This window comes from Curtobacterium sp. PhB190 (genome assembly GCF_004365385.1).
Taxonomy (GTDB): domain Bacteria; phylum Actinomycetota; class Actinomycetes; order Actinomycetales; family Microbacteriaceae; genus Curtobacterium.
The window spans coordinates 222837-244241 of sequence record NZ_SODN01000001.1 but is presented as its reverse complement, the minus strand read 5'-3'; the positions used below and the strand labels follow the sequence as shown (position 1 = coordinate 244241).

General features: G+C 72.0%; 22 protein-coding genes. 10 read left to right on the top strand and 12 right to left on the bottom strand.

The genetic code is table 11. The annotated features are described in order from the left end of the window. Positions 1–93 precede the first annotated feature (93 nt). The 4 genes from EDF47_RS01115 to EDF47_RS01100 form a co-directional block, all read right to left on the bottom strand. Positions 94–1371: an NtaA/DmoA family FMN-dependent monooxygenase gene (locus tag EDF47_RS01115; RefSeq protein ID WP_208320935.1), complete on the bottom strand. Its 1278-nt coding sequence runs from the start codon at positions 1369–1371 to the stop codon at positions 94–96. Next, positions 1368–2204, bottom strand: a complete 837-nt coding sequence (locus EDF47_RS01110; RefSeq protein WP_166673170.1) for an LLM class flavin-dependent oxidoreductase — start codon at positions 2202–2204, stop codon at positions 1368–1370. Before EDF47_RS01110 ends, EDF47_RS01115 begins: the two co-directional genes overlap by 4 nt. A 171-nt stretch (positions 2205–2375) precedes the next feature. Further along, positions 2376–3596 carry an acyl-CoA dehydrogenase family protein gene (locus tag EDF47_RS01105; RefSeq protein WP_133936672.1) on the bottom strand — a complete coding sequence of 407 codons (1221 nt, stop codon included), beginning with the start codon at positions 3594–3596 and terminating at the stop codon, positions 2376–2378. 95 nt (positions 3597–3691) lie between these two features. Beyond that, complete coding sequence (locus EDF47_RS01100) at positions 3692–5176, bottom strand: reverse transcriptase family protein (protein ID WP_133936673.1); 1485 nt, start codon at positions 5174–5176, stop codon at positions 3692–3694. A gap of 62 nt (positions 5177–5238) precedes the next feature. Here EDF47_RS01100 and EDF47_RS01095 point away from each other — a divergent pair, with 62 nt between their 5' ends. Beyond that, the gene (locus EDF47_RS01095) at positions 5239–5799 is read left to right on the top strand and encodes a histidine phosphatase family protein (protein WP_133936674.1); all 561 of its coding nucleotides are present in this window, start codon (positions 5239–5241) and stop codon (positions 5797–5799) included. A gap of 180 nt (positions 5800–5979) precedes the next feature. Here EDF47_RS01095 and EDF47_RS01090 read toward each other — a convergent pair whose 3' ends face one another. Together EDF47_RS01090 and EDF47_RS01085 are read right to left on the bottom strand one after the other, a co-directional pair. Next, positions 5980–6789 (bottom strand): DUF1684 domain-containing protein, encoded by an 810-nt coding sequence (locus EDF47_RS01090; protein ID WP_132100515.1) that lies wholly within the window; start codon positions 6787–6789, stop codon positions 5980–5982. Between the two features lie 93 nt (positions 6790–6882). Beyond that, the gene (locus tag EDF47_RS01085; RefSeq protein ID WP_166673169.1) at positions 6883–8163 is read right to left on the bottom strand and encodes an ROK family transcriptional regulator; all 1281 of its coding nucleotides are present in this window, start codon (positions 8161–8163) and stop codon (positions 6883–6885) included. Between the two features lie 134 nt (positions 8164–8297). On the opposite strand from EDF47_RS01085, the gene EDF47_RS01080 reads away from it, so the two are divergent. From EDF47_RS01080 to EDF47_RS01060, 5 genes are read left to right on the top strand one after another with little or no spacing between them, the layout of a single operon-like run. Continuing rightward, complete coding sequence (locus EDF47_RS01080; RefSeq protein ID WP_111085648.1) at positions 8298–9296, top strand: sugar ABC transporter permease; 999 nt, start codon at positions 8298–8300, stop codon at positions 9294–9296. Between the two features lie 3 nt (positions 9297–9299). After that, positions 9300–10244, top strand: coding sequence for a carbohydrate ABC transporter permease (locus EDF47_RS01075; protein ID WP_133936676.1), 945 nt, complete (start codon positions 9300–9302; stop codon positions 10242–10244). Further along, positions 10241–11632 carry an ABC transporter substrate-binding protein gene (locus EDF47_RS01070; protein ID WP_166673168.1) on the top strand — a complete coding sequence of 464 codons (1392 nt, stop codon included), beginning with the start codon at positions 10241–10243 and terminating at the stop codon, positions 11630–11632. The genes EDF47_RS01075 and EDF47_RS01070 overlap by 4 nt, the downstream gene beginning before the upstream one ends. A 44-nt stretch (positions 11633–11676) precedes the next feature. Beyond that, a complete protein-coding gene (locus tag EDF47_RS01065; RefSeq protein WP_123292635.1) occupies positions 11677–12681 on the top strand; it encodes a Gfo/Idh/MocA family oxidoreductase in 1005 nt (334 codons plus the stop codon). Between the two features lie 44 nt (positions 12682–12725). Continuing rightward, positions 12726–13748 (top strand): Gfo/Idh/MocA family oxidoreductase, encoded by a 1023-nt coding sequence (locus EDF47_RS01060; RefSeq protein ID WP_131878818.1) that lies wholly within the window; start codon positions 12726–12728, stop codon positions 13746–13748. Between the two features lie 113 nt (positions 13749–13861). On the opposite strand, the gene EDF47_RS01055 is transcribed toward EDF47_RS01060, so the two are convergent. After that, on the bottom strand, positions 13862–14869 hold the full coding sequence (locus EDF47_RS01055; protein ID WP_131878820.1) for a transporter: 1008 nt from the start codon (positions 14867–14869) through the stop codon (positions 13862–13864). 79 nt (positions 14870–14948) lie between these two features. On the opposite strand from EDF47_RS01055, the gene EDF47_RS01050 reads away from it, so the two are divergent. Then, positions 14949–16175, top strand: coding sequence for a cobalamin-independent methionine synthase II family protein (locus EDF47_RS01050; protein ID WP_131878822.1), 1227 nt, complete (start codon positions 14949–14951; stop codon positions 16173–16175). Positions 16176–16296: 121 nt separating this feature from the next. On the opposite strand, the gene EDF47_RS01045 is transcribed toward EDF47_RS01050, so the two are convergent. Further along, positions 16297–17259 (bottom strand): SDR family NAD(P)-dependent oxidoreductase, encoded by a 963-nt coding sequence (locus tag EDF47_RS01045; RefSeq protein WP_165901398.1) that lies wholly within the window; start codon positions 17257–17259, stop codon positions 16297–16299. A 76-nt stretch (positions 17260–17335) separates the two neighbouring features. Here EDF47_RS01045 and EDF47_RS19685 point away from each other — a divergent pair, with 76 nt between their 5' ends. Further along, entirely contained in the window at positions 17336–17599 is a 264-nt protein-coding gene (locus EDF47_RS19685; RefSeq protein WP_123672725.1) for a hypothetical protein, read from the top strand. Positions 17600–17644: 45 nt separating this feature from the next. On the opposite strand, the gene EDF47_RS01040 is transcribed toward EDF47_RS19685, so the two are convergent. After that, positions 17645–17848, bottom strand: a complete 204-nt coding sequence (locus tag EDF47_RS01040) for a hypothetical protein (protein ID WP_111085656.1) — start codon at positions 17846–17848, stop codon at positions 17645–17647. A 144-nt stretch (positions 17849–17992) separates the two neighbouring features. Here EDF47_RS01040 and EDF47_RS01035 point away from each other — a divergent pair, with 144 nt between their 5' ends. Further along, a complete protein-coding gene (locus tag EDF47_RS01035) occupies positions 17993–18991 on the top strand; it encodes an alpha/beta hydrolase (protein WP_133936679.1) in 999 nt (332 codons plus the stop codon). Here the strand turns inward: EDF47_RS01035 and EDF47_RS01030 are convergent. Then, a complete protein-coding gene (locus tag EDF47_RS01030; protein WP_133936680.1) occupies positions 18985–19239 on the bottom strand; it encodes a Rho termination factor N-terminal domain-containing protein in 255 nt (84 codons plus the stop codon). The two genes, EDF47_RS01035 and EDF47_RS01030, sit on opposite strands and share 7 nt — an antisense overlap. Before the next feature lie 53 nt (positions 19240–19292). Then, positions 19293–19634 (bottom strand): DUF3140 domain-containing protein, encoded by a 342-nt coding sequence (locus EDF47_RS01025; protein WP_133936681.1) that lies wholly within the window; start codon positions 19632–19634, stop codon positions 19293–19295. A 108-nt stretch (positions 19635–19742) separates the two neighbouring features. Here EDF47_RS01025 and EDF47_RS01020 point away from each other — a divergent pair, with 108 nt between their 5' ends. Continuing rightward, positions 19743–20642, top strand: a complete 900-nt coding sequence (locus EDF47_RS01020; RefSeq protein WP_133936682.1) for an SDR family oxidoreductase — start codon at positions 19743–19745, stop codon at positions 20640–20642. On the opposite strand, the gene EDF47_RS01015 is transcribed toward EDF47_RS01020, so the two are convergent. Beyond that, positions 20632–21375: an alpha/beta hydrolase gene (locus EDF47_RS01015; RefSeq protein WP_133936683.1), complete on the bottom strand. Its 744-nt coding sequence runs from the start codon at positions 21373–21375 to the stop codon at positions 20632–20634. The genes EDF47_RS01020 and EDF47_RS01015 overlap by 11 nt on opposite strands. Positions 21376–21405 lie beyond the last annotated feature (30 nt).

Below are 21405 nucleotides of genomic sequence, written 5' to 3'. Positions count from 1 at the left end.
ATCACCTGGTGCGGGGCTGCAAGCCCGCACGGGGTGACCAACCTCGCACCGTGCGGCAGCGCGGCCGTACCGCGGACCGCGCACCGTGCGGCGTCAGAGCCCCCGGGCGCGCGCCGCGAACCGCCCGCGCAACGTCACGTCCTCGTACGACCGGTGGAACACCCCGCGGCGCTGCAGGATCGGCACGAGTTCGTCCACGACGGTCTCGAGGCCCCGCGGGAACTCGTCGATCATCAGGTTGAAGCCGTCGGCGGCACCGGTGCGGTACCAGTCCTCGATGGTGTCGGCAGCCTGTTCGGGCGTGCCGACCACGATGCGGGCGCCGTACCCGCCGAAGCCCCGCAGCACGTCCCGCAACGAGGTGTTGTTGGCCCGCACCCACCGCACGACCGTCTCGTGGTAGCCGAGCGAGGGCCCGTAGGTGACCGGGTCGACCTCGCGGTCCAGGATCACCGACGGGATCGGCGCGTCCGGGTCGAGCCCCGACAGGTCGGCGTCGAGGTGCGTCCCGAGCGCCCGGAGCGAGTAGCCGTCCGGCGCGAGGGCCTCGAGCTCGTCGAACCGACGCTGCGCCTCGGCCTCGGTGCTGCCGAGCACGAGCGACAGTCCGGGCACGACGGCGACGTCGGCTGCGCTCCGGCCGTACGTCTCGGCGGCGACCTTGACCGCGCGCCGGTGCTCGCGGGCGGGTTCCGGCGTCAGCTCGACGGCGAAGACGCCCTCGGCGACCCGCGCCGCCAGGTCACGACCGTGCGGCGATCCCCCGGCCTGGAACACGACCGGGTGCCCCTGCGCCGACGGTGGGACCCGGAGCACGCCTTCGAGGTCGAGGAACTCGCCGTGGTGGACGACCGGCTCCCCCGTCGCGGCGGACCGCCAGAGCGCCGTCACGAGGTCCACGAACTCCCCCGCGCGGGCGTACCGCTCGGGCCGGTCGGGGTTCGTCGCGACACCGAAGTTGGCGGAGACCGAGCGGTCGTAGGTGGTGACGGCGTTCCAGGCGACGCGCCCGCCGGACACCGTGTCCAGCGACAGCAGCCGCTCGGCGACGTCGAACGGGTCGTTGTACGTCGTCGATGCGGTGCCGACCAACCCGAGGTGGCTCGTCGCGTCGGCGATCGCCCCGAGCGCCACGAACGGCTCGAGCAGTCCGTAGGCGCGGACGTTCGGGTCGCCGAACGCCGGGTGGTCGGCGAAGAAGACCATGTCGAGCAGCCCGCGTTCGGCGGTGCGCCCGAGGTCGCCCCAGAACTCGGCCGTGAGCAGGTCGGTCGGGTCGACGTCCTGGGTGCGCCAGGCCGCCGGACGCTGCCCGAAGCCCTGCAGGTTCACGCCGAGGATCAGGCCGGCGTCGCCGCCAGCGCCCGTCACGCGGTCACCGCCGCGGCGTCCGGCACGGCCAGCCCGAGCAGGGCGCGGAGCGTCGGACGTGTCGGTCGCGTTGGTCGCGTCGGTCGTGGAGGTCGCGTCACGGTCGACCGGGAGGCCCGGTGCGACTCCGCCCCGTCCGTCGCCCCCGGCAGCGGTGCGAGCGGGTGCGCCGCACCGCCGAGCACCAGGTCCGCTCCTGGCACGTCGACGTCGTGCCAGACCGCGAGGACGGGTTCGCCCTGCCGACTCGAGGGCGTCGTGAGCGGTCCCCGGACGCGGTAGCCGTCCGGTCCGCCGTCGTGGTCGAGCGGTCGGATCCGGTCGGTGTGCGCGAAGACCCCCGACGTGCGGTCACCGACGATGCTGTCGAGCGGCCAGGTGCGCCACAGCCCGCGGAGCACCCGGGCGAACTCGGCAGGGTCGTGCGGTGCGCCGGCGCTCGGGGCTCCGGTGCTCGGGGCTCTGGTGCTCGGTGCGCCGTGGTCCCGGGCGCCGACGACGATGCCCACCCGGCCGTCCAGGACGTGGTCGAGCGAGAGCACCCGACGGGCGACGTTGTACGGGTGCTCGCGGGTCGGTGCCACGGCGACGAGGAACCCGTGCTCCGGCAGGGCACGGCCGAGGGTGAGCGCCGCGGTCGTCGGGTCGAGTCGGTGGCCGGTGCTCGTCGCCGCGTCGAGGCGATCGGTGCCGATCGCCACGACGGCGGCTCCGGAACCGACGATGCGGACCGAGAGTCGGGCGATGCCGCCGGGTGTGGCGGCCGCCGCTGCGAGGTCCGCGTCGGGCACGGCGACGATGAGCGGTGCGGGGGTGCTGGGCGCGGTGGTCACGGTGGTCCTCCCGTTCGAGGTGCGCAGAACGGCCCGCCACGGTCACCTCCCCAGCGTCCGTGGCGAGCCGGTGCACCGACCGTAGGTGCTCACCTCGGCACGCTGCACGCAGGTGTCGGCGGGTTGCGCCCCGTGACGGTCCGTTACGGCGGAGCGCTCAGCGGTCTGCCGTCAGCGGTCGAGTGGACTCGCACCGTTGACGAGCAGGTCGGCGACGATGCGGCGCTTGTGCACGCGCGGGTTGTGCGACGCCAGGGTGCGGGCGTTCCGCCAGTGCCGGTCGAGGCCGAGCGAGCGGAACGTCCCCGAGGACCCGAGCGCGTCGAACACGAGCGTCGTCGCGTCGAGCACGGCGTCCGTGACGATGGTCTGCGCGCGCGCCACCGCGACCCAGCTGCGCTCGAGCGCCGCACGCAGCGCCGGGTCCGTCGACGGGTCCGCACCGGCTGCACGCAGGGCGGTGTGCCGGTCGACAGCCGCGTCCACCGGGCCGAGGCTCGCGGCGAACGCGGCGTCGGCGGCGTGCACCCGGGCGTCGACGGTGCCGATGACGCCCAGCAGCTCCGGATCGTGGGTCGGATCCGCCGCGGTGCCGTTGTGGTGTCCGCGCGCCCGGGACCGCAGCGCCTCGACGCCCTCGCGCAGGGCAGCGCGGCCGATGCCGACCAGGATCGCGTGCATCACCGTCTGGTAGTACTGCTCCTGGTACGGGTACCGGGTCGCGTACGGCAGCACCCGCTCGTCGGGCACCGGCACGTCGGTGTAGGTCACGCTCCCGCTGCCGGTGATCCGCTGGCCGAAGCCGTCCCAGTCGTCGCCGATCAGCACACCGGGGTCGGAGGCGTCGACGAGCGCGACGGACTTCGCGCCGGTGTCGTCGACCGCCAGCACCGTGATCCACCGGGCGTACACGCTGCCCGTCGAGTAGAACTTCCGACCGGTCAACCGCCAGGACCCGTCCGGGTCACGGACGATCCGCGTGGTGAGGTCGACCCCGGTCGTGTTCGGCGACTCGCTCCACCCGCCGCCGACGAACTCGCCGTCGCCGAGCCGCGTGACGATCGCACGGTCGAACGCGGTGCCCTCGGCGTGCACGCGGTCCTCGACGAACGAGAAGTGGTTCCGCCACACGTGCGCCAGGTTCGGGTCGACCTCGGCGATCTCGGCGATCGCCCGGAAGACGTCGGACAGACGGGCACCGACGCCTCCCCACGCGACCGGCGTCCGCCACCGTGCGAAGCCGGCGTCGACGAGCCAGCCGAGCTGTTCCGTGGCGAGACGCTCCTCGCGTTCCCGCTGGCGGGCGTCGAGACCGATCCGCTCGATCACGGGCCGGAGCGGCGCGATCAGCGCGTCGTAGCGGTCGTCGGCCGGGAGCTCACTCGGACACATGGCGGCACGCTACCCAGGTGCGCACGGCGCGCGGCAGGGCACCGCAACGCGGGGCAACCGAGCGCAACCGGACGTCACACGGTGCGCCGACGGCCTCACCACACGATGCGCGCGAACTCCTCGCGGAGCCGTCGGGCCCGGCCCGGGTTGACCTGCTCGACCCACCCGATGCGCCCGAGCAGGTGCGCCCGGAACTCGGGGTGTCCCGCACGGTTCTGGGAGGCCGGCCCGTGCACCGCGGCGTTGTGCAGGACGGCGTGCAGCCGGTCGACCTCGCGGCGCCCGGGCGAGGTCCGCTCGTTGACGACGACGCCCGTGACCGACTGCTGGTCCCCGCGGCGCCGCACCCGGGTCTTCGACGGGTTGAGGCGGTGCCCCTGCTCGGTCACGATCCGGTCGACGCCCCGCAGGAACGCGTCCGGTCGCGCGGCGAGCTGGTCGCCCCCGCTGAACGTCAGGTCGTCGGCGTAGCGGGTGTACACCGCGTCGACGGCGCCGGCCCACCCGGCCAGCCGGGCGTCGAGCTGCCGGAGCGTGGTGTTCGCCAGCGCGGGCGACGTCGGTGCGCCCTGGGGCAGGTGCGCCGTCGCCAGCGCCTGGCGGAGCGCGTGGCGTTCCTCCGGCGAGCCGCCGGCGGGCATCGTGCTGAGCACGTGCACCGGAACCCGGTGGGTGCACAGGCCGGTCAGCACGTGCGCGAGCGGTTCAGCGAACCCGGCCTGCCGGAAGACGCCGTAGACCGTCGGGGCGCTGACGCTCGCGAAGAACGTCGTGAGGTCGGCGGTGACCACGACCTGCTGGCCGGTGTGGACGGCCGCTCCCGTGACGACGCTCCGCCCGGTCACGAACCCGTGCGCGGCGTCGTGCACGGGCAACATCGTCAGGAGTTCGTCGAGGATCGTCCGGTGCGTGCGGCGGAGCATGTCCATCGGCTTCTCGAGCAGGCGCGGTGCGCGACCGGGTCTGGTGATCCACTCGTGCCGGTAGTGGTGGAGCGGGCTCGAGGGCCCGGAGCGACGGTTCCACGCGCGGGTGTCGGCGAGCCAGAGCAACCGGCCGACGGTGAGGTCGAGGGCCCGGGCGAGCTCGGGCAGGGTGTCGACGAGCAACGGGCTCGCGGTCTCCGGACGGGCACGCACCGCGGTGGCCCGGCGCACGAGCACACGGACCGGCCGGCGGTCTTCGCGCGACCGGTGCAGCGCCACGAGCCGGGGTGCGACGGCGAGCACGGCGGCGAGCTGGCGCGGAGCGTCCACCGGTGGCCGGGGGTACGCCTCGAGCGCAGCGGCGACCGCGAGCCCGACGTACGCGCGCTCGACGCCGACGACCACGTACCCGGCGGCCGCCAGCTCGTCCGCCGCCCACCGCTCGGCCGTCAGGAACGCATCGGCCAGCGCCGCGGTGACGACGGAGAGGGGCGTGGGGTTCCCGGAGGACCTGTCGGTGCCTCCGTGCAGCGTCGCGCGCGGAGCGCGCTCGCCTGCTCGGGGCGTGTCGTCCTGCTGGTCCTGCGTGCCCCGGGGTGACCCCGGAGAGGTCGACGCGTCACGCGCGCCGGCCGCCTCCCCCGGGAACTCCACGCGCTCACCCTACGGCTGGCCCCCGACGCGCGCACCACCCCGGTCCGTGCCAGGATCGCCGGATGGTCTCGTACTTCCTGAGCCACGCCGAGGTCGTCGTGGAACCCGCCGAGCCGATCGAGTCGTGGGGGCTCTCCGCCGCGGGACGCGCACGCGCAGCGCGGTCGGGTCCGCTGGCCTGGGAGCCGGGCGTCCGGACACTCGTGTCGAGCACGGAACGCAAGGCCGTCGAGACCGCCGAGCTGCTCGGGGCCGCGGTCGGGCTCGTGCCCGCGCAGGATCCCCTGCTCGGCGAGATCGACCGCAGCGCGACGGGCTACCTGCCGCCGGCCGAGTTCTACGGTGTCGTCGACCGGTTCTTCGCAGAACCGACCCGATCGGTCCGCGGATGGGAGCGGGCCGTCGACGCCCAGGCCCGCATCGTCGGAGCGGTCCGGCGGCTCACTGCGGCGGGCGACGCGACCATCGTGTCGCACGGTGCGGTCGGGGCGCTGCTCCTCGCCGCCCTGACGGGAGCGCCGGTGTCACGCACGCTCGACCAACCCGGCATGGGCAGCGTGTTCGCGTTCGATGCGCGGGCGTGGCGGGCGACGAGCACCTGGCAGCGCGCGCCCTCACGCTGACGCGCACGCCGACCGCCGACGCCGAACGACACCGTGGACGTCGCACGACATCGGCCCTGTCGCTCCCGCGCGGCTGCAACGACCCGCGCGCGCAACGAACGACGTCCTCGACGTCGTACGACATCGACCTCGTCGTTCGGCGTCGACCGGGCCGGGAGTGCGCGCCCCCAGCGACACCGGTCAGGCGGGCAGCCGCTCCCCCGCCTCGACCGCGACGTCGAGCCGGTTCTCGGCCGGTGGCAGCGGGCACGTGGCGTGCGCGGTGTACGCGCACGGCAGGTTCGTGGCGCGGTTGAAGTCGATCCGGGTCGCGCCGGCGGCATCCGGGGCGGCGATGTCCAGGCTCCGGTTCGCGGCGTAGGTCGTGACGCCGCTGGTGCGGTCGGTGAACAGGACGTGCAGACCGTCGCCGTGCCCGTTGAACGCGAGGAGCGACCGCGGCCCGTCGAGGTCGAAGGTGAGGACGCCCGGGGCCGAGTACACGTGCTGCAGCCCGTCGACGACCGAGCCGACGGTGACCTCGCGCGGTTCGTCGAACGGTTCGAAGTGCGCGTCGACGACGAACCGGTCCGACGGCTCGTACGTCGGGGTGCCGGGGTACTCGGTCCGGGTCGGGTTGCCCGGGTGCCGGGGCCGGATGACGTCACTGCCGCCACGACGGGCGACCTCGATCACGACGGTCTCGTCGCCGTCCTGCCACACGACGTTCGTGCTCGAGCGCTCGGGCAGTGGTCCGAAGCGGTGCGTCCCGGTGACCGGCTGCCCGTCGACCGTGATCGTCTCGCCGTCCGCGAGCTCGACGACGGGGCCGTCCTCGCCCGTCGACCAGGTGCCCGGGGCGTCGTCGAACCGCTCGGGCGTGCTCGTCAGCCACCGGATGCTCGTGATGGCGAGGAAGCCGTGCTCGCTCGCCCGGGCTCGTTCGTGGGCGTCGTGCCAGGCCGCCCACTCGGTGGCGGATTCGGGTGCGGTCGGCGTCGTCGTGCTCATGCCCCCGACGCTACGACGCCCGGGCCGCGAACGCGACGTCCCCGTCGCGCGACGTCACGCGCACGGCCGACCCGACGCCCTGGACCCTCCCGCTCACCAGGGGTGGGCGATGCTGCGGACGTGCACCGGGCCTCCCGGTCGACGCCCCGTACCGACGCTGGCGCCGCGGCCGACGGGGGCAGGCACGGCGAGGTCGGCCTGCAGCACCGCGCAGGCGGCGCCACGGGCCACTGAGGCCTCGCCGAAGGCGGTCGCCGCGACCGTCGGGAACGGCCCGTTCGGCAGGCGGACCGCGAGCCGCTCACGGACGGCCGCGATGAAGACGTCGCCGCCGGCGAGGGCCGCGCTGCCACCGATCACGACGCGTGGCACGTCGAGCAGCTCGACGACGTGGGCGAGCGCGGATCCGAGGGCGGCGCCGGCCTCGGCGACCAGCGGCGCCGCGGACGGCGTCGCGCAGAGCCGCTCGAACGCGTGCCGGACGTCGCTGGCGCGGTCGAGCGGGATGCCCCTGGGGAGCAGCCCGGCATCGATCCCGCGCCGGACCTGCTGCAGGGGCTGGCAGGCTTCCCAGACCTCGGTCCAGCGGCCGTGCGCCTCGACGGGCATGCCACCGAACTCGCCGGCGTTGCCGGTCGCGCCGCGGACCACCTCGCCCGCGGCGACCGTCGCGGCGCTGATGCCGTGGCCGAGGAACACGGAGACCAGGTCGTCGGCACCGGCAGCGGACCAGACCTCGCCGAGGGCGCTCGCGACGCCGTCCTTCTCGAGCCGCACGGGCAGCCCCGCCCGGGCGGCGAGCTCGTCGGTGACCGGCAGCGACCACCAGGCGGGCAACTGCGCGGGGGTGCCCATCCGGACGCCGTCGGGGTCGATCGAGCCGGGGACGGCGAGGCCGATGCCGGCAGGGGCGGGCACGCCCGTGCGCGAGCGGGCCCGACTGCCGTCGCCGCGGACCCGGTGCACCGCCGCCGCCATCGTGTCGAGCGTCCGCGCCGGGTCGTCCGTCGCGTCCAGGTCGACGTGCTCGACGGCCAGCACGGCGCCGGTCAGGTCGGTGCGCACGACGACGACGTGCGCCGGGTCGAGGTGGACCCCGATCGCCGACCGCGACCGCGCGACGACCTCGAGTCGTCGCCCGCCGCCCGGTGCTTCGCGCACGAGTCCCGCTGCCACGAGTCCGGCTGCGATGTTCGACACCGTCTGCGCGCTGAGCCCGGTCGCACGCATCAGCTCGGCGCGGGCGAACGGTCCCCGGCGACGGACGAGATCGAGCACCAGCGCACGGTTCTGGACCCCGACGCGCACGAGGTTCGTGCCGCCCGTTCTGCCCTGCACCACGGTGTCAGGAAGGGGTTGACGCGGCTCGGACATGGTCCCTAGCATCTCTGGTCATACGAATTTGTCAATCAATTGGATTGAAACCGCGACGGTGCGATCGGTTCGCCCGTCCGACGACGGATTCGCCCGTGCCACACCGGCGTGGCACGGGGTCGGAAGGGACGCTCGTGACGACGACCGCACGATCCGGAACCACTGCACCACCACGGACGCGCACGGGCGGTGACGTCGCGGTCCGTCGACGACCACGCGAGAAGCATCCGTGGACCCCGGCCGAGAAGCGCCGGCTGCGCGTCGGCATCGCGTTCATCTCGCCGTGGATCCTCGGCGTGCTGGTGTTCATCGCCTACCCCCTGATCTACTCGTTCGCGATCAGCCTGACCCGGTACTCGGGCATGGCCGACATCACCTGGGTCGGGTTCGCCAACTACGTCGCCGCGTTCATCGACCCGCTCGTGCACACCGCGGTCGGCAACACCCTGTTCTACGCCGTCATCGCGGTGCCCGTCGGGATCGTCATCGCCATCGTGATCGCCATCGCGATGAACCAGGACGTCCGCGAGATCGGCTGGTACCGGACGGCGCTCTACATCCCGTCGCTCATCCCGACGTTCGCGCTGGCGTTCATCTTCGTGGTGCTCGTCAACCCGCAGACCGGCCTCGTCAACCAGGTCATGAAGCTCGTCGGGATCCCGGCGACGAACCTGCTCGGCGACCCGACCACGGCGAAGCTCGTCATCGTCGCGCTCGCCCAGATGGGTGCCGGCAACGCGGCGCTGATCTTCCTCGCCGGGCTGCGCGGGATCCCGAAGACCCTGTACGAAGCCGCTCGCGTGGACGGGGCCGGACCGCTCCGGCAGTTCTTCGCGCTGACGCTGCCGCTGCTCTCCCCCGTGATCCTGTTCAACCTGATCACCGGCATCAGCAACGGCCTGCAGGTCTTCACCGAGGCGTACGTGATCTCGTCCGGCACCGGAGGACTCGGCAGCCCGGACAACGGGACCTTGTTCTACATGCTCTACCTCTACAAGAACGCGTTCAGCTACGCGCAGCTCGGTTTCGCCAGCGCCATGGCCGTGCTGCTGTTCCTGGCCGGCATGATCCTGTCCGGGCTCGTGTACTGGCTGTCCAAGCGCTTCGTCAACTACGACGTGACCGGGGAGTGACCGATGACACTGCGCACTGAACGACACCCGGACCGCGACACCGTCACCTCGTCGATCGAGTCCGTCCGGCCCCGCGGTCGCAAGGGTGCCGACGACCGCTCCCGGAACGCCGACGGCTCGATCCGCTCACCGTGGTCGTCCGTCCTCGCCCGCGTGCTCCTCATCGCGATGAGCCTGCTGTTCCTCATCCCCATCTACTGGATGGTCATCTCGGCGCTGAAGGGCAACTCCGAACTCGGCGCCTTCCCGCCCACCTGGTTCCCGCAGTGGCTCGACTGGTCGAACTTCGGCAAGGCGATCGACGCGATGCCGTTCTTCACGTTCTTCCGGAACACGCTCATCATCACGGTCTGCGTGACGCTCTTCTCGATGGTGTCGAACCTCGTGATCGCGTACGGGTTCTCGTGCATCGAGTGGCGCGGCCGCGACAAGGTGTTCTACGTCGTGCTCGCCACGCTGTTCATCCCGTTCCCCGTCACGCTCATCCCGATGTTCGACCTGTACGCCCGACTCGGCTGGATCAACACCTTCCTGCCCCTGATCGTGCCGAGTCTGTTCGGGTCCGCGTTCTACGTGTTCCTGCTCCGGCAGTTCCTGCTGCAGATCCCGAAGGACCTGCTCAACGCAGCGCGGATGGACGGCGCCTCCGAGTGGGGCATCCTCTGGCGGATCGTCTTCCCGCAGGCCAAGGCGGCGCTCGTCACGGTCGGGATCTTCGCGGCGGTGGGTGCCTGGAACGACTTCCTCGGGCCGCTCATCTACCTGCAGGACGAGAACGTGCAGACGCTGTCCATCGGCCTGCAGATCTTCCGCCTCAACAACTCGCAGGACTTCCAGTTCAACCAGCTGATGGCGGCATCGGTGCTCATCATCCTGCCGCTCGTGGTCCTGTTCTTCGTGTTCCAGCGGACGTTCATCAAGGGCGTCCAGATCGGGAGCTTCAAGTGAGCAGCGCATTCGACCGACGAACGTTCCTGCGCGGTGCGGCCGCGACCGGCGGTGCGGGGGCGCTCGCGCTCCTCGCAGCATCGTGCGCCTCCGGCTCGAGCGGCCGGAGCAACCCGAACCAGGTCACGATCTGGGGTGTCACCGGCACGTTCGTGCCGTTCCAGACGAAGGTGATCAAGGACTTCAACAAGATCCACCCCGAGGTCGACGTCAAGGTCAACGTCGTGCCGTCGCAGGGCACCGGCGACGCCACGAGCATCATCACGGCCGTGCGCGGCGGCACCGCCCCCGACCTGTGGCTCCTCGACCGGTTCAGTGCGGCGCAGTACGCGGCGATCGGGCTCATCGAACCGATCGACGACATGATCGAGGAGTTCGAGGACCAGCCGAAGGACGAGTTCCTGGCGCAGTGGCTCGGGTTCACGATCGGCGAGGTCAGCTTCCAGGGCAAGACCTACGGTCTCCCCCACGACACCGACGCCCGCGGCATGTTCGTGAACCGGAAGATGCTCACCGGCGCCGGGATCGACCCGGACGAGTTCGACTGGGAGCACAACGGCCCGGTGAGCATGGACCGGATGTGGGACGTCAGCGAACGCATCACGAAGAAGTCCGGTGGCAACTACACCCACATGGGACTGCTCCCCTGGTACGGCGAAGGCTGGCCGTTCACGTGGGGGCTCGGCCTGGGGGCGTCGTACTTCGACCAGCAGGACTCGAAGATGACGATGGACTCGAAGAGCGTCCGCAGCATCTTCGAGTTCTACGAGGACTGGGCGAAGCGGTACGGGTACAAGGACGCCGACACCTTCATCGCGACCTACGAGCCGACCGGGCACCCGCCGGGACAGACCGCGTTCATGGCGGACCGGATGGCGTTCATGGTCAGCGTCCCCTCCACCATCCAGACGTTCGACAACTACGGCCCGAAGGACCTCGACTGGGGCACCGCGTACCTGCCGACCCAGCGGGACGGCGGCGACAAGTACACGTGGTCCGGTGGCTTCGCGCTGTGCGTGCCGAAGGGCTCGAAGAAGAACAAGGCCGTGTGGGAGCTCATGAAGTACTTCACGAGCAAGCAGGGCCAGGAGACCTACATGGTGCCGGCCACCAGCGTGCCGTCGAACATCGCGGCGCTGAAGGACCCGAAGGGCTCCGCGAAGTCGATCCGCTTCTTCACCGAGTCGATCGGCGCGTCCACCTGCCGCCCGCCGCTGCCCGTCGGCGGCGCGTGGTGGGACTCCCTCGCCGACGCGCGGTCGAGCGTCCTGCTCGGCACCGCGAGTCCGCAGGAAGCCGTCGAGCGGGCGCAGAACCGCGTCGACCCGATGATGCAGACCTACTCGCCGTTCAGGCTGCCGAAGGACTACGACAAGGTCCAGATCTGAGCGGGACCGCTCTGGTCGTCCCCCACGAAAGGAACCACCGACACATGCCCTCCACCCCCTTGCGCGTCGCCGTCCTCGGCTTCTGGCACGTCCACGCCGGCGACTACGCACAGCAGACCGTCGACCACCCCGGCACCGAGCTCGTGGCCGTCTGGGACGACGACACCGAGCGCGGCCGAGCCGGCGCCGAACGGTTCGGCGTCGAGTACACCGACGACCTCGATGCGCTGCTCGCCCGCACCGACGTCGACGCCGTCACCATCACGACCTCGACCGACGTCCACCGTGACGTGATCGAGCGCGCGGCAGCGGCCGGCAAGCACGTCTTCACCGAGAAGCTCCTCGCCCCCACCGTCGAGGAGTGCGACGCGGTCATCGCCGCCTGCGACGCCGCCGGGGTCACGCTCGTGGTCTCGCTCCCGCGGCTGTACCACGGCTACACGGCCGCGATCCGACGCGAGCTCGACGCGGGCCGCCTCGGCGACGTCACGTACTCCCGTGTCCGGCTCTCGCACGACGGTGCCGTCGCACCGTGGCTGCCGGAGCGCTTCTTCGACCCGGCGACGGCGATCGGCGGCGCCCTCACCGACCTCGGCTGCCACCCCGTCTACCTGACGCAGCTGTTCCTCGGCGCCCGCCCCGACACCGTCGAGGCCGTCTACCGCTCCTACACCGGCCGCGCGGTCGAGGACCACGCCGTGGTCACCGTCGGCTACGCCTCGCAGGCGATCGGCGTCATCGAGGCCGGCTTCGTCGCGGGCACACCGTTCACGATCGACGTGGCCGGCACCCGGGGCTGGCTCGCCTACTCCGACCAGGAGGCCCGGCTCACCGCCGGCGGACCGGCCTACGGCGACGAGCCGGTCACCCTCGACGTCCCCGCCGACGCCCAGGACGCCTTCGGTCAGTGGGTGGACCACATCGCCGCCGACACGCGTGCCGACGACAACCTGGCCCGCGCCGTCGAGCTCACCCGCCTGGTGGTCGCCGCGAACGACGCCGCGGGTCAGCCCGCGACCAGTGACGCCCTCGTCGGCGCACCCGCCTGACCGTCCCAGCAGTCCAGCACCTCGAACCAACCACAGGAGTCACCATGTCCAGCGACATCATCCGCGTCGGCCTCATCGGCGGGGGCGGCATCGCGTCCGCGCACATCGCCGGCTACGCCGAGCACCCCGACACGATCCGCATCACCGCGGTCGCCGACGCGTTCGCGGCCACGGCCGAGGAACGCGGGGCGGAGCTCGGCGTCCCGTTCTTCACCGACTACCTCGCCATGCTCGAGCAGGCGGACATCGACGCCGTCGACATCTGCCTGCCGCACCACCTGCACCGCGACGCGATCGTCGCCGCGGCGAAGGCGGGCAAGCACGTGCTGTGCGAGAAGCCGCTGTGCCTGAGCCCCGACGAGGCCGCCGACGTGCAGCGCGCGGTGTCCGAGTCCGGCATCACCCTGATGTGCGCGCACAACCAGCTGTTCATGCCCGCGGTCGCCAAGGCCAGGGAACTCATCGACGGCGGGGCACTCGGCACCGTCTACGAGGTCCGCACCACCGACTCGTTCCGCAACGAGTTCGACCCGACGAACATGGGGTGGCGCGCCCACGCGTCGACGAGCGGCGGCGGTGAGCTCATCGACACGGGGTACCACCCGAGCTACCTGCTCATGCACCTGGCCGGTGGTGTCCCCGTGCAGGCCACCGCGATGCTCTCCACGCACCGGTTGGCGTTCATGGAGGGCGAGGACTCGGCGCAGGCCCTGTTCCGGTTCGACAACGCCGCCGTGGGCCAGCTCGTGACGAGCTGGGCGTACGACCCGGCCGCCGGCACCGAGCGGTTCAGCGTCGTCGGCGAACACGGCGCCCTGACGAGCGACGGCACCACGCTGCGGTGGGACCTGCGCGACGGCACGAGTGAGTCGGTCACCTTCGACGAGGTCGACACCTTCGCGGCCGAGATCGGCGCGTTCGGGGCGTGCCTGCGCGACGGCACGCGGCCGATCCACACGGAGCGAGAGGGCATCGCGGTGCTCGGCATGATCCTGGCGGCGTACGAGGGCGCCCGGACGGGGACCATCGCCCCGGTGCTGACGGCGGACGAGACCGTCAGCGCCTGATCCGCGCGGATCGCGTCGCACTGCGCACCCGTTCTGCGACGACCCACGAGTCGTTCGACGCGTGGTTCGTCGCAGAACCGGTGCTGACGCACCGCGCCACCGTCACCGCCACGTCAGTGCGTCGCGGGTGCCGCGTCCTCGTCGTCGGCGGCGTGCAGCGCCGACTCGGCCTGCCCGAGCAGGTGCCGCGCGGCCAGGCTCAGCGACCGCGCCCCGACCACGACGACGAGCAGGGTGAGCAGCACGAGCAGCACGGTCGTGGGCACCCACGCCACCGGCAGGTCGAGCACCCGGAACCACTCGATCGCCGCCGTCGCGACCGCCGCAGCCGGGAACACGAACGACCAGAACCCGAGCGAGAACCCGAGCCGGACGTACCGGGGCAGCAGGGCGAGCTGCACGAGGAGCATGAGGACCCCGAGGCCCGCGATGGCCTGCACGGGCAGGGTCCGGGCGTCGTCGGTGAGCGCGAACAGGGACACCGTCGCCACCGCGGGCGGAGCCACGAGGATCGCCATCGTGGGGACGAGCGGGTCGGGCAGTGCGGGGCGGAACGACAACCGGATGAGGAGCAGTCCGGTCATCACGCCCCAGAAGAACACGCCGACGCCGAAGCACGCCCAGGACAGCCAGCCCACACCGACCTCGTGCGTGGCGACGGAAGCGACGAGGGCCGCGGCGACCGTCGGCAGCAGGTAACCGCCGTGCACGGCCTCCAGGGTCAGGCGCCCCTCGAACCACGTGCTCAGCAACCACGCCGCGAACCCGGCGGCGACCGCCACCGCGAGCACCACGAGGACCTGTCCCCCGATCTCCCAGAACCGCGCGAGGTCGACGCCGAGGAGCATCGCCGTCGCGGGGACCAGGGCGGCGATCGGGCCCTGCGCCGGGTGGCGGAGCTGGTCGACCAGGCGTTCGTCGACCCGGACGCCCCGCAGGACGTGCGCGCCGAGCAACCACGACCAGGCCACCGCCGCGACCACCCAGAACACCTGCGGGACGACGGGCGGCACGCCGAGGACGGGTGCCGCGTACGACCACGTCTCCGCGAAGCCGGCCAGGCCGAACGGTGCGGCGAGGGTGTTGAGCGGGATGCGGGAGGTCGGGCGTGCGCTGGGCATAGGGGTTCCATTCTCCCCGGCTCGCGTCGCGCCGCGTAACGCCCCGGCCACCGTGACGCCACCGTGGCAGATTGGGCCGATGCCCTTCGAGAACAGCGACCACGTCCAGGCCACCACCGCCGGGTCGCTCCCGCGCACGCCGGAGCTCATCGCCGCGAACGCCGCCCGCCCCGTGGGCGCCGACGGCTTCACGCTCGAGACCACCGACGAGGTCCGCGCGATGACGAGCGCGGCCGTCGACGACGTCGTCGCCCGCCAGACCGCCCTCGGCATCACGCAGCCGGGTGACGGCGAGTTCGGCAAGGCGATGTCGAACAGCGTCGACTACGGCGCGTGGTGGGGCTACTCGTTCCAGCGCGTCAGCGGACTCTCGCTCACGGACGCCGACATCTTCACGCAGGAGCCGGTCCGCTCGAGCCCGGGCAACGTGCAGCTGACCAGCTTCCCGGACCGTCGCGACTGGACGATCTTCCGCGAGGCCTACACCGACCCGGCGTCGGGCATCGGCACCGGCAAGAACGCCACCGCCTTCCCCACCACGACCGGCCCGATCGCCTACACCGGGCACGAGGCCGCACGCACCGACGCCGCCAACCTCGGGCACGCCGTCGAAGCGGCCGGTGCCGAGAACGGCTTCATCACCGCGCTCTCCCCCGGCTCCGCGGCCCGGGTCGCGAACGAGTACTACGCCACCGACGAAGAGCACATCTGGGCCTGGGCCGACGCCCTGCGCGAGGAGTACCGGATCATCCTCGACGCGGGCCTCGTGCTGCAGATCGACGACCCCTCGATCGCCGAGAACTGGGACCAGATCAACCCGGAACCGAGCCTCGAGGACTACCGCGCCTTCACCCGCATCCGCGTCGAGGCGCTCAACCACGCGCTCGAGGGGCTCGACACCAGCCGCGTCCGCTTCCACCTGTGCTGGGGCTCGTGGCACGGCCCGCACACCACCGACATCGAGCTCCGTCACATCGTCGACCTCATGCTCGACATCGACGCCGGCGCGTACTCGTTCGAGGCCGCGAACGCCCGCCACGAACACGAGTGGACCGTGTGGCAGGACGTCACGCTGCCCGACGGGAAGGTGATCGTCCCCGGCGTCGTCAGCCACGCCACGAACGTCGTCGAGCACCCCGACCTGGTCGCGCAGCGCATCGAGCGGTTCGCCTCGGTCGTCGGGCGCGAGCGCGTCATCGCCGGCACCGACTGCGGCCTGGGCGGCCGCATCCACCCGCAGATCGCCGCGGCGAAGCTCCAGTCGCTCGGCGAGGGGGCACGCCGCGCGAGCGCGAAGCTCTTCTGAGCCGCACGTTCCTTCCCAGAACGGCTGCGGTAGCAAGCGAGAACGGGCGTACCTGCCACGAAGATCACGGCAGGTACGCCCGTTTCGGAGCGGTACGCCCGGTTTCGGCAGGCCTCAGGGGCTACCGCCGTGCGCGGCCGAGGACGATCGCGCCGACCGCGGCAGCGCCCCCGAGCCACACGAGCGGACGCGTGACACGCCGTCGCTTCGCGACCCAGCCGCCGTTCGTGGCGTTGCCGGCGTCCGCCGGGGCGTAGAGGTTGCCGTCGGTCGGGTCGCCCTTCCCGCGCAGCGCGAAGGTCTCGACCATCGGCTTCGTGATCTTGTGGAACAGCCCCGGGAACACGTACTGCAGCGGGACGAGCGACGCCTGGATGCGGCCGACGTAGCGGTACCGCTTCGGGTGCGTGGCGGCGGTCACGACGGCACGACCCGCGCGCTCGACCGAGACCGTCGGCGGCAGCGGGTGCGAGTTCTTGCCGGTGTAGTTGGCGCCGTTCTGGTAGATCGGCGTGTCGATCGTCGACGGCAGCAGCGTGGTGAAGCGGATGCCGGTGTGCGCGAACTCGTCACCGAGGACGTCGACCAGGCCGAGCGCCGCGTGCTTGCTCGTGACGTACGCCGACTGGTAGGGCGCGGACAGCAGTGACTGGATCGAGCCGACGAGCACGTACGTGCCCGTGCCGCGCTGCTTCCAGTGCGGGAGCAGGTGCGTGATCGCGTTGAGGTGGCCGTAGAGGTTCGTGTCGACGACCCGCTTGAACGCCTCGGTGGGGGTCTGCTCGAACAGGCCGTAGACGAACAGGGCCGCGTTGCCGACGAAGACGTCGATCCGCCCGTGCCGACTCGTCACCGTGCCGATGAGGTCCTTGACCTGGTGCTCGTCGGCGACGTCCGTCGGGATCGCGACCGCGTCGGCCCCGAGTGCACGGCACTCGGCGGCAGCGGCCTCCAGGGAGTCGTGGCCGCGTGCGGCGAGCACGAGCGTGGCACCCTGTCGGGCGAACTCGTGCGCCGCGGCCCTCCCGATGCCGCTCGATGCTCCGGTGACGACGACGATCTTCCCGCGGTACCGATGTCCCATGCGTCCTTGGTACGCGCCTGCTGGTCCGTTCCCGCACAGACGGGCCGTACCCCTCACCCCGGTGCGAGGATGGAGCATGCGCAAGGACGACCTGACCGTCGACGAAGCCACGGTCATCGCCGAACACGCCCGGTCCGGTGCCCTCGAGCTGGACGACCCCGAGGTCCGCAAGGTCGTCGAGCAGGCGAACCGGGTGCTCGTCCGCGCACAGATGTGGGGCGAGGAACGGAGTCCGAAGCTGCGTCGTCGCCGTCGGTTCATCGCGATCGGTGCGCTCGTGATGGTGCTCGTCTGGGTGGCTGGCTTGCTCGTGCCGCTCGCGCTGCGCTTCGGCGTGTAGCCGGAGCCGAGCCGAGACCGGAGACGAAGCGTCGGCCCCCTCGGTTCAGCGGCCGGTGCGGGCGTTCCGGGCGAGGAGCCAGAGGTACGTGCTGTGCCCGACGAGCGCCAGGCCGAAGAAGATCGCGGCGACGGCGTAGACGCGGTCGAGCTTCCCCTGCCCGATCACGAGCATCACGATGCAGAAGGCAACGGCGATCGCCAGCACGCCGACCTGCACGGTCGACCAGATCCGTCGGAAGCGCGGCATGCCCGTCTCGTTCACCCGGCCATTCTCCCCCATGCCGAGCCCGCCGTGCGGTCGCCCGACGTCAGCCCGCGGTACGACGCGGGCGAGGCACGTCGGTACCGTGCTCCGATGTGCTGCCCCGCAGGCCGGACCTAGCGTGCAGGCATGGACACGCACCACCCCACGGCCACCCCCACCAGCATCCCGGCCCGCGCTGCACGCCGACGCCGACGCCCGCTCCGGATCATCGGGTTCTCGCTCGTCGGGCTCGTCGGCCTCGGCGCCCTCACGCTCGGCGGCACGGCCACCTACGACGCGATCGCGACGGCGGCGGAACGGGACGACATCCGCCCGTACGGCGAACTCGTCCCCGTCACCGGCGGCCGGGTGAACGTCGCCGTCACCGGGTCCGGCGCGTCGACCGTCGTGCTGCTGCCCGGCTTCGGCACGGCATCCCCCGTGATCGACTTCGCCCCGCTCGTCGACCGGCTGCAGGACACGCACCGGGTGGTGGTCGTCGAGCCGCTCGGGTACGGCCTGAGCGACGGCACCGACCGGCCCCGGACCAGCGCGAACATCGTCGACGAGGTGCACCAGGCGCTGTCGACCCTCGGCATCGACCGCTACGTGCTCGCGGGGCACTCGGTCGCCGGGATCTACGCGCTCGAGTACACGAACGCGTACCCGGACGAGGTGCAGGCGTTCGTCGGCATCGACAGCAGTGTGCCGACGCAGCCCGGCATCGACGAAGCCGTCGGGTCCGGCCTGTTCCGCTTCGTGAAGGCCACCGGGCTCGCCCGTGTGCTCACTGCCGTGTCCGGCGACGCGTACGCCGGGTTGCCCTACACCGATGCGCAGAAGGAGCAGATGACCCTGCTGTCACACCGCACCAGCATGCGCGCGACGTACCTGGACGAGTACGAGCACCTCGGCGCGAACTTCCGGCACGCCCGCAGCCTCGCGTTCCCCGTCGATCTACCGGTCCGCCTGTTCGTCGTGGGCGACGACCCGGAGGTGCCGGGGTGGGAGCGCCTGCACCGTGAGCAGGCGGCGTCGGTCACCGACGGCCAGGTCGTCCTGCTCGACGGCGGGCACTACCTGCACCACACGCGCGCGGCGGAGATCGCCGAGGGCATCGACGCGGTCGCCGACCTCGGTCAGTGATCCCGCAGCGCCTCGACGAGCTCGGCCTTGCGCTTCGACGAGTACCCGGTCAGTCCGAGCTCCTTCGCCCGCTTCCGGAGGTCCGCGACGGTCCAGTCGTCGTACGAGCCGGACTCGCCGCCCTTCCTCCCGACGGCCTCCTCGCCGCGGGCCGCTGCGGCGTTGCTGATCCGCGCGGCCTTCTCCTTCGAGTTGCCCTCCTTGCGGAGCTCCTCGTACATGTCCGGCTTCTTGAGTTGGTTCGGCATGGTGCGTCACGGTACGCGCGCCGGTCCCTGGTCGTTCCGAGCCGGCGCGCGGCTCAGCGCTTCTCGGGGTCGTGGCCCCAGTTCATCAAGGACCACCGCCACGGGGTGTCGTGTACGTCACCGTCCGGCCGCTGTTCCGAGTGCCGGGCGACGTAGCCGACCACCTTCCGCATGTGGGCGTGGTCGTCGTCGGTCAGGTCCGCCTTGTGCTTCTCGAGGATCCGGATGACGTGCCGCCCGCTCTCGTGCCCGGTCGACTCACCGCCGCCCGGGGGCTTCTGCCCGACGTGCTTCGACTCGTCGGTGTCGAGCCACTCGCGGAGCTCCGACGGGGTCATGTTCACCGCGTCGGCGAAGTCGCGCTCGGTCTGCTGGTCGTCGTCGTCGTCACTCATGGCCCCGAGGCAACCCCGCCGTCCTGGACGGGTGCGCAGGGCGGATGGCGCTCCGCCGCCGTCCAGCCGGGACGGGTTCCGTGGAGGCACGAGCAGGAAGGAACTCGCATGCCCACCGACCAGTACGAACACGGCGACCCGCGCACCCGCTACCCCGACGTCCAGCCGGAGCCGCAGACGCAGGACGAGCCGGGCCTCCAGTCCGCCATGGACCCGGTCCCCGACCTGGGCGAGACGAGCTACCGGGGCACCGGCCGGCTCGCCGGCCGCAAGGCCCTGATCACCGGCGGTGACTCCGGCATCGGCGGCGCCGTCGCGATCGCGTTCGCCCGCGAGGGCGCCGACGTCGCGATCGCCTACCTGCCGGAGGAGCAGTCCGACGCCGACCACGTCCTCGAGCAGATCCGTGCCGCCGGACGCACCGCCGTGGCGATCCCCGGCGACCTGCGTGACAAGGCGTACGCGCACGAGCTCGTCGACCAGGCGGTCGCCGGACTCGGCGGACTCGACGCCCTGGTGAGCGTCGCCGGCAAGCAGCGCTGGCAGCCGGACGTGCTCGACATCACCGACGACCAGTTCGAGGCGACCTTCGACGTGAACGTCTTCGGGCTGTTCCGCCTCGTCAAGGCGGCGCTCCCGCACCTGGAGCCCGGCGCGACGATCACCACGACGGCGTCCATGGAGGCGTACAAGCCGGCACCCGATCGGCTCGACTACGCGGCGTCGAAGGGCGCGATCAACAACCTGTCGAAGGGACTGTCGCAGCTGCTCGTCGAGCGCGGCATCCGCGTCAACGTCGTCGCTCCCGGGCCGACGTGGACGGTCCTGCAGCCGAGCGGCGGCGTCGACCCGTCGACGCTGCCCGAGTTCGGCAGCAGCGAGTCGCCGATGGGCCGCGCCGGGCAGCCGGCCGAACTCGCACCGGCCTACGTGTTCCTGGCGTCGGACGAGTCGAGCTACGTCGTCGGCGAGACGCTCAACGTGAACGGCGGCATGGTCACGCCCTGACCTGCGGATCCCGCCGCCGTGGTGCGACGCCGTCCGTCTTGTCCGCCACGTGGAAGTCGCGCAGGAGCGCTGCGACGAGTGCGGGCTTCTCGACGATGAGGCCGTGGGTGGCCCGCGGGACCACGGCGAGCTCGGCGTCGGGCAGCACGTGGAGTGCGGCGGTGACGTGGTCGATCCGGACCTCGTCGTCGTCGCCGTACAGCAGCAGCACGGGGACCGCGAGCTCGGCGAGCTCGTGGTTCCCGAACGCGGGCTCGGTCTCGTGCAGCGCCCGCGACTTCTCGGTGACCTCCGCCCAGTGCGCGGCTCCGTCCGGCGACACCTCGGCGTACGCGTCGGCCATGAACTGCGGTGGCACGCCGTCGAGCACACCCGGGTGCCACCCCGTCACGTCGAACGGTGCACCGCCGTGCACCAGCGTCCGCACCAGGTCGGGTCGGGAGAGCGCCAGGCGCAGTCCGACGAGTGCGCCGTCGCTCCAGCCGAACACGTGGACCGGACCGACACCGAGCGTCTCGATCACCACGGCCATCTCGGCCGCCGCGTCCGCGAGGTGCCAGGGGCCCTCGACGTCGGCGGTCCGACCGTGCCCGGAGCGGTCGGCGAGCACGACCCGGTAGCCGGACAGCGCGTCAGCGAGCGGCTCCATCGCCCGCGAGTCGGTCCCGCCGGGGTGCAGCAGGAGCAGGACGGGGCCGGTTCCCCCGCGGTCGGACGTCCAAGTGTGTCCCATGCGTGAGTCTCCCACTGCTAGCGTGCAGAC

Bases quoted from the DNA above. Each gene is read 5' to 3' on its own strand.
- EDF47_RS01020 (WP_133936682.1), top strand. From the start codon at position 19,743: ATGCCCACCGACCAGTACGAACACGGCGACCCGCGCACCCGCTACCCC.
- EDF47_RS01065 (WP_123292635.1), top strand. From the start codon at position 11,677: ATGCCCTCCACCCCCTTGCGCGTCGCCGTCCTCGGCTTCTGGCACGTC.
- EDF47_RS01105 (WP_133936672.1), bottom strand. From the start codon at position 3,596: ATGTGTCCGAGTGAGCTCCCGGCCGACGACCGCTACGACGCGCTGATC.
- EDF47_RS01075 (WP_133936676.1), top strand. From the start codon at position 9,300: ATGACACTGCGCACTGAACGACACCCGGACCGCGACACCGTCACCTCG.
- EDF47_RS19685 (WP_123672725.1), top strand. From the start codon at position 17,336: ATGCGCAAGGACGACCTGACCGTCGACGAAGCCACGGTCATCGCCGAA.
- EDF47_RS01040 (WP_111085656.1), bottom strand. From the start codon at position 17,848: ATGCCGCGCTTCCGACGGATCTGGTCGACCGTGCAGGTCGGCGTGCTG.
- EDF47_RS01025 (WP_133936681.1), bottom strand. From the start codon at position 19,634: ATGAGTGACGACGACGACGACCAGCAGACCGAGCGCGACTTCGCCGAC.
- EDF47_RS01085 (WP_166673169.1), bottom strand. From the start codon at position 8,163: ATGTCCGAGCCGCGTCAACCCCTTCCTGACACCGTGGTGCAGGGCAGA.
- EDF47_RS01055 (WP_131878820.1), bottom strand. From the start codon at position 14,869: ATGCCCAGCGCACGCCCGACCTCCCGCATCCCGCTCAACACCCTCGCC.
- EDF47_RS01050 (WP_131878822.1), top strand. From the start codon at position 14,949: ATGCCCTTCGAGAACAGCGACCACGTCCAGGCCACCACCGCCGGGTCG.
- EDF47_RS01095 (WP_133936674.1), top strand. From the start codon at position 5,239: ATGGTCTCGTACTTCCTGAGCCACGCCGAGGTCGTCGTGGAACCCGCC.
- EDF47_RS01035 (WP_133936679.1), top strand. From the start codon at position 17,993: ATGGACACGCACCACCCCACGGCCACCCCCACCAGCATCCCGGCCCGC.
- EDF47_RS01045 (WP_165901398.1), bottom strand. From the start codon at position 17,259: ATGGGACATCGGTACCGCGGGAAGATCGTCGTCGTCACCGGAGCATCG.
- EDF47_RS01030 (WP_133936680.1), bottom strand. From the start codon at position 19,239: ATGCCGAACCAACTCAAGAAGCCGGACATGTACGAGGAGCTCCGCAAG.
- EDF47_RS01060 (WP_131878818.1), top strand. From the start codon at position 12,726: ATGTCCAGCGACATCATCCGCGTCGGCCTCATCGGCGGGGGCGGCATC.
- EDF47_RS01015 (WP_133936683.1), bottom strand. From the start codon at position 21,375: ATGGGACACACTTGGACGTCCGACCGCGGGGGAACCGGCCCCGTCCTG.
- EDF47_RS01090 (WP_132100515.1), bottom strand. From the start codon at position 6,789: ATGAGCACGACGACGCCGACCGCACCCGAATCCGCCACCGAGTGGGCG.